Annotated in this window: 13 protein-coding genes and 1 pseudogene; 10 read left to right on the forward strand and 4 right to left on the reverse strand. The window is 68.2% G+C overall.

The window, feature by feature from the left end:
• The first annotated feature begins 88 nt into the window (after positions 1-88).
• Together VV02_RS11730 and VV02_RS11735 are read left to right on the forward strand one after the other, a co-directional pair.
• A complete protein-coding gene (locus tag VV02_RS11730; RefSeq protein WP_052591718.1) occupies positions 89-1,609 on the forward strand; it encodes a helix-turn-helix transcriptional regulator in 1,521 nt (506 codons plus the stop codon).
• Positions 1,610-1,673: 64 nt separating this feature from the next.
• Positions 1,674-2,936, forward strand: coding sequence for a serpin family protein (locus VV02_RS11735; RefSeq protein WP_052591719.1), 1,263 nt, complete (start codon positions 1,674-1,676; stop codon positions 2,934-2,936).
• Between the two features lie 113 nt (positions 2,937-3,049).
• On the opposite strand, the gene VV02_RS11740 is transcribed toward VV02_RS11735, so the two are convergent.
• Positions 3,050-3,889, reverse strand: a complete 840-nt coding sequence (locus VV02_RS11740) for an SDR family NAD(P)-dependent oxidoreductase (RefSeq protein WP_052591720.1) — start codon at positions 3,887-3,889, stop codon at positions 3,050-3,052.
• Between the two features lie 96 nt (positions 3,890-3,985).
• Between VV02_RS11740 and VV02_RS11745 the strand changes: the two genes are divergently transcribed.
• The gene (locus VV02_RS11745; RefSeq protein WP_052591721.1) at positions 3,986-4,576 is read left to right on the forward strand and encodes a TetR/AcrR family transcriptional regulator; all 591 of its coding nucleotides are present in this window, start codon (positions 3,986-3,988) and stop codon (positions 4,574-4,576) included.
• Here the strand turns inward: VV02_RS11745 and VV02_RS11750 are convergent.
• Positions 4,564-5,049, reverse strand: a complete 486-nt coding sequence (locus VV02_RS11750) for a DUF4395 domain-containing protein (RefSeq protein WP_052591722.1) — start codon at positions 5,047-5,049, stop codon at positions 4,564-4,566. The two genes, VV02_RS11745 and VV02_RS11750, sit on opposite strands and share 13 nt — an antisense overlap.
• A 237-nt stretch (positions 5,050-5,286) precedes the next feature.
• Here VV02_RS11750 and rpsP point away from each other — a divergent pair.
• The 3 genes and pseudogenes from rpsP to VV02_RS11760 all read left to right on the forward strand — a co-directional run.
• A pseudogene (gene rpsP / locus VV02_RS27140) lies at positions 5,287-5,742 on the forward strand (30S ribosomal protein S16); the annotation flags it as partial.
• Entirely contained in the window at positions 5,725-6,021 is a 297-nt protein-coding gene (locus tag VV02_RS27515) for a sunset domain-containing protein (RefSeq protein ID WP_483806997.1), read from the forward strand. The pseudogene rpsP and the gene VV02_RS27515, both read left to right, overlap by 18 nt.
• 3 nt (positions 6,022-6,024) lie before the next feature.
• Entirely contained in the window at positions 6,025-6,267 is a 243-nt protein-coding gene (locus VV02_RS11760; RefSeq protein ID WP_052591723.1) for an RNA-binding protein, read from the forward strand.
• Positions 6,268-6,337: 70 nt separating this feature from the next.
• Here VV02_RS11760 and VV02_RS11765 read toward each other — a convergent pair whose 3' ends face one another.
• Together VV02_RS11765 and VV02_RS27145 are read right to left on the reverse strand one after the other, a co-directional pair.
• On the reverse strand, positions 6,338-7,108 hold the full coding sequence (locus tag VV02_RS11765; RefSeq protein ID WP_169787676.1) for a C40 family peptidase: 771 nt from the start codon (positions 7,106-7,108) through the stop codon (positions 6,338-6,340).
• 101 nt (positions 7,109-7,209) lie between these two features.
• Positions 7,210-8,229: a helix-turn-helix transcriptional regulator gene (locus VV02_RS27145; RefSeq protein ID WP_052591725.1), complete on the reverse strand. Its 1,020-nt coding sequence runs from the start codon at positions 8,227-8,229 to the stop codon at positions 7,210-7,212.
• 121 nt (positions 8,230-8,350) lie between these two features.
• On the opposite strand from VV02_RS27145, the gene VV02_RS11775 reads away from it, so the two are divergent.
• From VV02_RS11775 to rplS, 4 genes are all read left to right on the forward strand, one after another.
• The gene (locus tag VV02_RS11775) at positions 8,351-8,824 is read left to right on the forward strand and encodes an SRPBCC family protein (RefSeq protein ID WP_052596891.1); all 474 of its coding nucleotides are present in this window, start codon (positions 8,351-8,353) and stop codon (positions 8,822-8,824) included.
• Between the two features lie 35 nt (positions 8,825-8,859).
• Positions 8,860-9,369, forward strand: coding sequence for a ribosome maturation factor RimM (gene rimM, locus VV02_RS11780; protein ID WP_052591726.1), 510 nt, complete (start codon positions 8,860-8,862; stop codon positions 9,367-9,369).
• Positions 9,369-10,538, forward strand: a complete 1,170-nt coding sequence (gene trmD, locus VV02_RS11785; protein WP_052591727.1) for a tRNA (guanosine(37)-N1)-methyltransferase TrmD — start codon at positions 9,369-9,371, stop codon at positions 10,536-10,538. Before rimM ends, trmD begins: the two co-directional genes overlap by 1 nt.
• A gap of 362 nt (positions 10,539-10,900) precedes the next feature.
• Positions 10,901-11,263 (forward strand): 50S ribosomal protein L19, encoded by a 363-nt coding sequence (gene rplS, locus VV02_RS11790; RefSeq protein ID WP_052591728.1) that lies wholly within the window; start codon positions 10,901-10,903, stop codon positions 11,261-11,263.
• Positions 11,264-11,271: the final 8 nt, after the last annotated feature.

The following is an 11,271-nucleotide window of genomic DNA, read 5'->3' on the forward strand; positions in this document are numbered from 1 at the left end:
ACCCTTGCACTGTAAAGATCTGCGTTTCTTTCGTTAATGTGACGATATGTCCCACCTTTCACCCCGACACCAGGCAGACTCACGTGTCATGAACCGCGCTTCTTCGCAGGTGGCCCCATCCACTGGTCGCCTCACCCAGCCTCGGTCTGCGGTCGTCCCTGACGAGTCCCGCAAGCCCGCGCCGGACGCCCTGACGATCGGTCGCCGGCTGCGACATGTGCGGCAGGAGTCAGGTCAGACGCTGGGCGAGGTCGCGGAGTCGGTGGGCATGTCCGCATCCGCCCTGTCGCTCATCGAGAACGGCAAGCGCGAGCCGCGGCTGTCCATGCTGACGGCCCTCGCGGAGGCCCTCGATGCCCCGCTGGCGGACCTGCTGGCGACGGCGCCGCCGAGCCGGCGCGCGGCCTTGGAGATCCGCCTGGAGCGCGCGCAGCGTGCCGACTCCTACCAGCACCTGGGACTGCCGGCGGTCAAGATCGGCCCGCGGCTGCCGATGGAGGCCCTGGAGGCGCTCGTCGGGATGCACGAGGCGATGGCTGCGGTGCAGGCCGAGCGGGCGGCGACCCCCGAGCACGCGCGGATGGCCAACGCCGAGCTGCGCGAGCGGATGCGCGCCGCCGACAACTACTTCGGTGAGATCGAGGCCGCTGCGGCGGACCTGCTGTCAGCGATCAAGCACCCCGGGGGTCCGATCAGTCGCGCCTCGGTCGATCGGCTGGCCGGCCACCTCGGCTACAGCCTGGTCCATATCTCCGACCTGCCAGGGTCGACGCGGACCGTCACGGACATGACCCACAAGCGGGTCTACCTCCCTCAGCCGGAGGCCGGTCAGCACGACTCGAGGTCGTTGGCGCTGCAGGCGATCGGGCACCTGGTGCTGGGTCACCAGGTGCCGGCGGACTACGCCGAGTTCCTGTCGCAACGCGTCGAGATCAACTACTTCGCGGCAGCGCTGCTGATGCCCGAGCAGGACGCCGTTGCGCGTCTTCAGGAGGCCAAGCAGTCCAAGGACATCGCGATCGAGGACCTGCGCGACGCCTTCGCGGTGTCTTACGAGACGGCCGCCCACCGGTTCACCAACCTGGCCACCCGCCACCTCGACATCCCGGTGCACTTCATGCGGATCTCGCGCGATGGTGTGATCTACAAGGCCTATGAGAACGACGGTGTGAGCTTCCCGCGCGATGCCACGGGTGCGATCGAGGGCCAGCGGGTCTGCCGTCAGTGGACGGCACGGCGGGTCTTCGAGCAGCCGGATCTCAGCCAGGCGTTCCAGGCTTACACCGACACCCGGTCGGGCACATATTGGTGCACCGCCGTGGTCGACCGCACTCCCGAGGGACTCTTCTCGGTCAATGTCGGGGTGCCCTACCAGTCGGTGAAGTGGATGCGCGGTCGCGAGACCACCCATCGGTCGAAGTCACGTTGCCCCGACCCGACCTGCTGCATGCAGCCGCCCGCCGACCTCTCGTCGCGCTGGGGCGGCCACGCCTGGCCGAGCGCCCGCGCCCACTCCCACCTGCTGGCGGCGATGCCGCCCGGAGTCTTCCCGGGCGTGGACGACACCGAGGTCTATACGTTCCTGGAGCGCCACGCGCCGACGGACTAGACCGGCGGCAACCTTCTGAGCCTCTGCGCCGTAGTTGACGGTGACGGACTCGAGGAGGCCACCAATGCGTACTGCCCTGATCGGTACGACCATCGCCGGACTGCTGCTCGGCGCGACCGCCTGCGGTGGGGACCCGGCGAAAGCACCACCGGCACCGCAGCCTTCCCAGATCAAGGCGGCCGTGGTTCGGGCGAAGGCCCCGACGAGCACGCCTGCTGGGTCGATGCTGAGCACCCTCGGTGCGCGAATGTTGTTGTCCACGAAGGACATTGGCGCCCACGAGAACGGGTCTGTCAGCCCCTACTCGATCTACTCCGCGCTCGCCATGACGAGGGCCGGCGCCAGAGGGACCAGCGCGCAGGAGCTCGATCGAGTGCTCGGCTCGAGTGAACCTCAGCAAGCGGCGGCCATCACGGCGATCGACGCCCAGCTGGCCAAGCGAAGCGGGATCACTCTCAGCACGGCGAACGGTCTGTGGCCCGAGCGGACACTGCAGGTACGCCAGCCGTTCCTCGACCGACTGGCCTCCGGCTTCGGCGCGGGTGTCTACCCCGTCGACTATCTGCATGACCATCAGGGAGCGCGAAAGTCGATCAACCAGTGGGTGTCAGGCAAGACCCACAAGCTGATCCCGGAGCTGCTGCCAGCGGACTTCGTCTCGGAGGGCACGAGGTTGGTGCTCGTCAACGCGCTGTATCTCAAGGGCAGCTGGTCGACGCAGATGACTCCGATGTCCGACCCGCAGCCATTCATGACGGCGGGTGGCCGGTCGACCCCGACGACCATGATGTCCGCAACCTCCGCCTATCCGACGGCAGCCGGGTCCGGCTGGCGCTCGGTCTCGATGCCGTTGAAGGACAAGCGATTTGCGATGACCCTGATCGTGCCGGACAAGGGTCGGTACGACAGCATCCGGTCTCAGCTCGGCGCCGTGGTTCCGCGTGCGTTGGCGACTCGGTCGGCGGGCTCGGTCGAGCTCTCGGTCCCGTCGTTCTCGGTGCGCACTGCTGCTGACCTCAAGCCCACGCTCGAGGGGTTCGGCGTGCACGAACTCTTCGATTCCAATCGGGCAGATCTGTCCGGCATGGCGGGGGAGCCGGGTGACCTCTTCGTCAGTGGAGTTGTGCACCAGTCGGTCGTGAAGGCCACGCCCGGAGGTGTCGAGGCAGCCGCTGCGACGGCGGCTGGGATGGCGGTCGGCAGCGCGCCGCAGATCGACCGGAAGATCACGGTCGACCGCGCGTTCTTCTTCGTCATTCACGACACCGCGACGCGCGCACCGCTCTTCCTCGGCCAGGTCGCCGACCCGAGCGTCCCCACTGGTTGAGCCGTCGAGCACGCCCCATCGCTGGTCGAGTAGGCGAGCGCCCAGGCGCGAGCCGTATCGAGACCGGGTGACCGCGTGCACCTGGTCTCGATACGCCTCCGCTGGCGCTCCGGCTACTCGACCGGCTGGTAGGACGTGTCGCGGCCGATGGGTTCGACGGCGTCGAGCTCGCTGAGTCGGCTCTGCAGGCGGGCTCGGATGCCGTCGAACGACTCCGGTCCCAGAGGCAGTCGCAACGGCACGTCAGTCCCGCTCGCGACCTCCACGATCACTCGCGCCGCTGCGTCCGGATCACCCGTCTGCTGACCGTCCTGCGCGGCGAATCGCTCGCGTGCGGCACTCAGCACAGCGTCGTACGCCGGCAGGGGAGTGGGCCATCGGTTGGACCGCCCGGCGAAGTCGGTGCGAAACGGTCCCGGCTCGACGATGAGCACGCGCACCCCGAATGCCGCGACCTCGTTGGACAACCCTTCGGAGAGACCTTCGAGGGCGAACTTGGTGGTGTTGTACGCCGTCCCGCCGAGCGTGGTCCGCACACCACCGATCGAGGACATCATCACGACGGTGCCCGAGCCCTGCTCGCGCATCGCCGGCAGTACTTCTCGGGTGACGTTGGCAACGCCGAACACGTTGACATCAAACACATCTCGCAGCTCTGTGTCGGCCCATTCCTCAAGAGCGCCACGCAATGAGTAGCCCGCGTTGTTGACGAGTACGTCGATCCGGCCGAACCGCTCGTGGGCTGCGGCCACGGCGTCCGTGATGCTCTGTGCGTCCGTGACATCGAGGCGGGTGGTGAGTACGTGCTCGCCAGCCAGGTCAGCGACGTCGTCGGGGCGGCGCGCGGTCGCAACCACGGCGTTGCCAGCGGCCTCGGCTGCAAGCGCGATGGCCCGGCCGAGTCCGGTGCTTGCGCCGGTGATGAACCACACCGGCCGATCGGTTGTTGCCACAGGTATTGCCTCTCCATCGGGGTGTGTGCGCGACAGGACTAATTCGAAACGATACGTTTCGTAACAACGAATCGCAAGGGATACGAGGAGGTCTCGGTGGTAGATGACAGGCTGCCCGGTCGACCACGGAGCGAGGCGAGTCGCGCTGCCACGCTGCGGGCGGCGTACGACCTGTTGCAGGAGAAGGGTTTTCGTCAGGTGACGACGGCGGAGATCGCCCGTCGCGCTGGTGTCAGCACGGCGACGGTCTACCGGTGGTGGGACTCCAAGGCCGATGTCTTGCTGGACGCTGTGCACGAGCAGGGCGATCGCTACCCGGCGTTCGAGGAAGGGGATGACACGTTCACCGAGCTGCTCACCGAGGTGCGTGGCGTGATCCGTTTCTATGCGTCCGCCACGGGACAGGCCACGTTGGACCTGGTCGCGGAGTCGCGCTTCGACGACGACCTGGCGCGCGGCCTGCGAGAGCGGTTCATCGCCGGTCGACGGGCGAGCGCGAAGGCCGTCCTGCGTCGTGGCATCGAGCGGGGTGAGGTGCGCTCCGATCTGCGGCTGGACGCCGCGGTCGACGCGATCTGGGGCGCGCTGTACTACCGGCTGCAGGTGTCGGGAGAGCCGTTGCGGCCGGCATACGCGCGCGAGCTGCTCACGACGCTGTGGCCGGCCCTCTCTGCTCAGGCGGGCTGACGAAGGCGGATGTCGTTGCAGGCGGCGCAGGTCTCCTCAGGGATGACGCCCAGCCGCATGAGGTGTCCGAAGACGTAGCAGCCGGCGCAGAATCCGAGTGCGGACTCGAGGGTCGCGAAGACCACGAGGACACCGGTCAGCACGAGGGCGAATGTCGTCCAGCCGAGCGCCAGTCCACCGATCGCAGCCGCCGTGGTCAGCACCGCGCCGATGCCCTGGGCGAACCGCTTGGGCGGGCCGGGGGAGAGGCGGGGTTCGCCGAGTCGGGGCGCGATGACCTTCATGGCCACGGTGCCGAGCGGGCTGAGGCGTGGGCCGGTCAGGACGCGCGCGACGAATCCGTACGCCAGGGGCACGAGCAGCCAGAGCCAGCCCGTCACGAGGATGACGGCGCCGGTCACCGCAACCACGGCTGCGACCGTGCGCGCGGCCTTCTCGTTGACCGGGTTGGGGAAGCCCAGCAGGGAACTCATGTGGCCAGGCTACATAACGAAACCTTTGTCATCGAGTAATGCGAGCCAATGATGAGATGCTCACCTCGGTGGGTTTCGGCCTGGCGCGTGCCGTCTGGCACAATGTCCGCCGTACCCGTGCGACCTCGGGCCCTCTACCCCGGGTCAGTGCGCCTACCCCCGAGCTGCGGCTCCCCGTGTGTTCCCCACCCGGTCTCGCCGTGCCTCACCTGACACAGAAACAGGAGACACCTACACGTGTCCGTCAAGATTCGTCTGAAGCGCCTCGGCAAGATCCGCACCCCCCAGTACCGCGTCGTCGTCATGGACGCGCGCACCAAGCGGGACGGTCGCGCCATCGAGGAGATCGGCAAGTACCACCCCAAGGAGGAGCCGAGCCTCATCGAGATCGACTCCGAGCGAGCGCAGTACTGGCTGGGCGTCGGCGCGCAGCCGACCGAGCAGGTCACCGCACTGCTGAAGATCACCGGCGACTGGCAGAAGCACAAGGGCGAGCCCGGCACTGAGGGCACCCTCAAGGTCAAGGCGCCCAAGCCGGACAAGAGGGCCCTCTACGAGGCCGCTCTGGCCGCGTCGCAGAACGCTGCGGACGACAAGAGCAAGGGCTCGGCCACGACCACCAAGAAGAAGGCTGAGAAGGTCGAGGCCGAGGTCAAGGCTGCCGACGCCAAGGCCGTGGCCGCCGACAAGGCGGACGAGGTCGAGGTTCCGGTCGAGGAGCCCAAGGCTGACGTCGAGGCTGCACTGGTCGACGGTGGCTTCGGCGCCGACTCGGCTGCTCCGGCCGCTGACGGCTCTGCCCCCGAGGGCTTCACCGTCAAGGGCAACAAGGACTCGATGAAGTACCACGTCGCGGGTTCGCGCTGGTACGACGCGACTGAGGCCGAGGTCTGGTTCAAGACCGCTGAGGCTGCGGCCGCGGCGGGCTTTGAGCCGGCCGGCGGCGAGGCCGCCCAGAAGGTAGAGGCCTGATCCGTGCTCGAGGAGGCCCTGGAACACCTGGTCAAGGGCATCGTCGACCACGACGGTGACGTCGTGGTCCGCCGCAAGGACAACCGTCGCGGCGAGCTGCTCGAGGTCCGGGTCCACCCCGATGACCTCGGTCGCGTGATCGGCCGCTCGGGTCGCACTGCTTCGGCGCTGCGCACCGTCGTGTCGGCTCTCGCGGGTGGCAAGAGCGTCCGGGTCGACATCGTCGACACCGACCGGGTGCGGTAGGTCCGCCAAGCACGACACACGCAGAAGGCCCGCTGGGAGACGTCTCCCAGCGGGCCTTCTCGCGTCGTGGTCAGCCGGTCACTCGGCCGAACGAGCGCTGGTAGCCGTTCATCACGGACAGGTTGTCCTTGTGGATGCCGTTGACGTTGCCGTACTGGATCGCGCTCAGCATGGTGCTGCTGCCGAGGTAGACACCGACGTGCGAGATGGCCGCTCCGGGCTTGTTGAAGAAGACCAGGTCGCCTGCGACCGGCCTTGAGGTCGCGACGACCTTCCTCTTCTGGTCCGCGGACGAGTCCCACCTCGCGAACTTCTCGTGGCCCAACGCCTTGCCCACCACCCAACGGGTGTAGCCGGAGCAGTCGATGCGGCCACTGGTCGGCCCGGGCTTGGCGCCGTGTCCGTCACCGAGCCCGTAACGGACGTTGGGCGTCTTCGCCAGAGCCTTGGCCTGGCTGACGATGCGTGCTTGGACGCTGGTCGACGGCTTGCCCTCCAAGGAGGCCTTGGTGGCCGGGCCAACCAGACCGTCCGCGGTCAGCTTGTGGTTCTTCTGCCAGGTCACGACAGCGACGCGGGTGCGCTCGCCGAAGACGCCGTCGGCGACCAGCTTGGCGCCCTGCTTGGCATTGAGGAGGTCCTGCAGGCGAGTGACGCAGCCACTGGTCTGGCCCTTGGCGATGCTGTACGGGCACGAGGCCGAGGTGAGCGTGATCGGCTTGGGCGCGGCAGAGGCCGAGCCCGCTGTAGCCACGGCGCCACCGGCGATCATCGCCACGGCGGCGGCCGAGATCGCGGCGCGTTGAAGGATGGTGCGAGCCGTGCTGGCGTTGCGAGTCATGGTCATCAATCCCTCGACGTCTGAAGTGGTGGTGCTGACATCGACGAAGTTATTGATCGACGAGCACGCGCTCCACGGGCCGAAGTCCTGTCTTGGTCGGGTCAAGGTCCCGGGACCCTGGGCCGGTCGAGCCGTACGTCTTCGGACCCTTCTGCGCCATCGATGACGTAGGCGATGCTCGAGCGTTGGCTGATGCCGAGCTTGCGCAGGATGCCGCCGACATGGCCCTTCACGGTCTTCTCGGAGATCACCAGACGCTCGGCCAGCTCTGAGTTGGTGTGTCCGCCCTCGGCAATGAGCTGGGCGATCTCTCGCTCGCGATCGGTGAGCGGAGCCAGCGGGTCGGCCGCAGCCTCCTTCACCGGTTGGTGCAGGAGCAGGTGGGCGACGTGGGTCTGCGCCTGCTCACAGAGCGCACGCGCCCTGGTCGCCGACGCCAGCTGCTTGCCGTCGTCCTGGGCGCGCGCGTGGTCCTGCAGCTCCTCGATGGCGACGTGCAGTCGCTCCAGGCGCGAGCTGACCTCCACCACCAGATCGGTGTCGCTGCGAGGCACCGTGCTGTCGAGCTCGGGATAGAGCGCGTAGAGGTCCAGGTCCTCGGCCTCGTCGGCGTCACGCGCCGCGGCCGACACGAGGGCCTTCGCCAACCACTGCGCGGCGTGTGCGACCTCGTCGTCGAAGACGTCCGGTGTGCCGCTCAGGGCCGCCATCAATCCGGTGGCCTCACCGGTCTCGCGATCGAGCAGCGGCACGATCAGCGCGTCCTGTGAGCGCTCGTCGACCTTCCCGAACGGATAGCCCCGCCCGAGCATCCGACCGTTGTCGTCGGCGTAGCGGTAGGGGCGTCGAGAGGCCCGGATCCAGGCCGACATACCGTGCGGACCGAAGTCCTGCACCGTCGATCCGTTGAACGCCTCGCGGTCCACGGTGTAAGGGATGACCAGGGTCGACTCGCCGCGGTAGTGACCGACGTAGAAGCTCTCGATGGGGGCGAGACTGGCGAGCGCCGTGCGGCAGGCGGCGTACCGCTTGACCATGTCGCCGCGCTCGGCAGACCGCAGCCGGCGGTCGGCGTTGCGCAGTACGGAGAGGGCGATCGGTGAGAACGTCCGCGAGGTCACGCGCTGCCCTTCGCTGGGTCCTGTACGTGTCGGCGATTTTAGCGGCTCTTCGAACGTGAGCGGTGCGCTCGGTGCCTGCGAGAACGGTCGGTCTGGCGACGGACCTGACTACAGTCGCTGCATGTCTTCGAGCGTTGTTGCCCAGCAGTCCCGCGCCATCCCGATCCCGGTCGACGAGGCGTTCGCGCGGACCTTGGTGCTGCCGTTGCCGGACCTGTTCTCGCGGCGGTACGGCCCGGTGCCACGCATCAAGGAGGTCCGCGACCAGGACGGCGAGTGGGCTCGGGCGGGTCAGACCCGCACGATCGCGCTCGCCGACGGCGGGAGCATGGTCGAGGAGCTCATGACCGTCGACCCGCCGCACCGGTTCACCTATGTGCTGACGCAGGTCAAGGGTCCGCTCGCACCGCTGAGTCAGCGCATCGAGGGCGAGTGGGCGTTCGTCCCAACAGGGACCGGGACCGAGGTGACGTGGAGCTGGACGATGGCGCCGCGTACCCCGGTGTCCCGAGCGGGCCTGATCGTGTTCGCCCGGTTGTGGAAGGGCTACGCCCGACACGCGCTCGAGGTGCTGTCCCACGAGCTCGTGCGCTGACGTCTGGAGCGCGCCGGCCTGAGAGGATGCGCACCATGGACGACGTGATGGTGGCCCGGATCGGCAAGGCCCACGGGCTGAAGGGCGAGGTGACCGTTCAGGTCCATACCGACTCGCCGGAGGAGCGCTTCGTCGTTGGCGCGACGTTCGTCACCGAGCCCGCTGAGGCCGGACCGCTGACCGTGCGAGCTTCGAGGGTTCACAACGGGATTCAGCTGTTGGCCTTCGAGGGCGCCCCCGACCGTACGGCTGCCGAGGCTCTGCGCGGGACCCGCCTCGTCGCCGCGCCGGACCCCGATGACGAGGAGGACGCCTGGTATGAGGACGACCTCATCGGCCTGGAGGTCCTCGACACCAAGGGTGTGTCCGTGGGTCGCGTCGTGGCCCTGCACCCGCGGCCGGTGCAGGACCTTCTCGAGATCGAGAAGACGGGCGGTGGCGTCGCCTATGTGCCGTTCGTCGAGGAGATCGTGCCGGAGGTCGACGTCGACGCCGGCCGCGTGGTGATCGACCCGCCGCCCGGACTGCTGGACCTGGAGTCTTGATGCGCCTTGACGTGGTCTCGATCTTTCCGGACTACCTTGCGCCGCTTGACCTTTCACTGATCGGCAAGGCCCGGCGCGACGGGCTGCTGGACCTGAAGGTTCACGACCTGCGTGACTTCACACACGACCGGCACCGCACGGTCGATGACTCCCCGTACGGCGGTGGCGCCGGCATGGTCATGAAGCCGGAGCCGTGGAGCGAGGCGCTCGCCAGCGTTGCTGCGGACGTCGACGCGCGGCCGACGCTGATCGTGCCGGGACCCGGTGGCACGCCGTTCACCCAGGCGATGGCTCGCGACCTCGCGAAGCAGGACCACCTCGTGTTCGCCTGCGGCCGCTACGAAGGCATCGACGAGCGTGTCTACGAGGCGGCGGCGGAGGCGTACGACGTGCGCATCGTCTCCCTGGGCGACTACGTGCTCAACGGCGGCGAGGTCGCCGTGCTCGCCATCGTGGAGGCCGTCGCCCGGCTGCTGCCCGGAGTCATCGGCAATGCGGATTCGTTGGTCGAGGAGTCGCACGAGGACGGGCTGCTGGAGTACCCCGTCTACACCAAGCCCCCGGTGTGGGACGGTCGCGCGGTGCCGGACGTGCTGCTGTCGGGTGACCACGGCAAGATCGCGGCCTGGCGGCACCAGCAGCGGCTCGAGCGCACGGCCGCGCGGCGGCCCGACCTGCTCCACGCGTCCGGATCCGTCGCCGTCGGTGACCTCACGGACGGCTCCCTTGCGCTCGCGACGCCCGGCGATGTGGGCGAGCTGCTCACCCTGACGCACGCGTGCTGGCTGAAGGAGGGCATCGCGAACGGCATGCTCGACATCCCGGCGCAGCACGAGACGGTGGAGTCCCTCACCGCGTCGCTCGGGGAGTGGCAGACGTACGTACTCCGCTCAGGTGGTCGCCTCGTGGGTTCGATCAGGGGTCAGCTCGAGGATGACGTCTGGGAGATCGGCCGCCTGATGGTCGCTCCGGACCTGCACGGCCGTGGGCTCGGCCGGTGGTTGCTCGGACGCATCCAGGCGCTCGCACCGACCGCCGCGACCTCGTTCGCGCTGGTCACCGGCGCGAGGAGTGAGGCGAACATCCGGATGTACAAGAAGGCCGGCTTCCGCCAGGCGCCCAGCAGCCCGATCGCCGGCACCGTGCACCTGACTAAGCGGCGGCGTTGAGTAGGCGCTCACTGCGCGCGAACGGCAGTGAGTGGGTGCTCACTGCGCATCAGTGGCTCTGGTACGTCGCCTGAGGCGGCCACTGGCGCGCACTCGGTGCTGGGAACGCGCCGTCGTCGCCGCCCGTCCGGTGGCCGTCGCCTGTCCGCGGATTTCTCGTACGCCGCGGGCTCTGGCAGACTTGACCCTCGCGTCACGCACCAGCACGGCCCCCGCCACAGGGGGAGTGGCCCGCTCGGTGACCGCCTTCACGAAGGCGACCACCCGGCGTACGTCATGAGGTCATCGGAGCTGACGCGCGCACCATCTTTCTCAAACCTCAAACGGTGGCGACCTGTGGCGCCGCAAGGAAGCAGTACGCGATGAAGAAGTTCGACGCGATCGACGCGGCCAGCCTGCGCGACGACGTCCCGGAGTTCCGCGCCGGTGACACCCTCAATGTGCACGTCAAGGTCATCGAGGGCACGCGCTCTCGTGTCCAGGTGTTCAAGGGTGTTGTCATCCGTCGCCACGGAGCCGGCATCGGCGAGACCTTCACGGTCCGCAAGGTGTCCTTCGGCGTCGGCGTGGAGCGTACGTTCCCGCTGCACACCCCGGTCATCGAGAAGGTCGAGGTCGTCACCCGTGGTGACGTGCGTCGCGCCAAGCTCTACTACCTGCGCGACCTGCGCGGTAAGGCCGCGAAGATCAAGGAGAAGCGCGACACGCCTGCCAAGCAGGCCTGAGCGTTCTC

The sequence above is a fragment of the Luteipulveratus mongoliensis genome (assembly GCF_001190945.1).
In the GTDB taxonomy this organism is placed as follows: Bacteria; Actinomycetota; Actinomycetes; order Actinomycetales; family Dermatophilaceae; genus Luteipulveratus; species Luteipulveratus mongoliensis.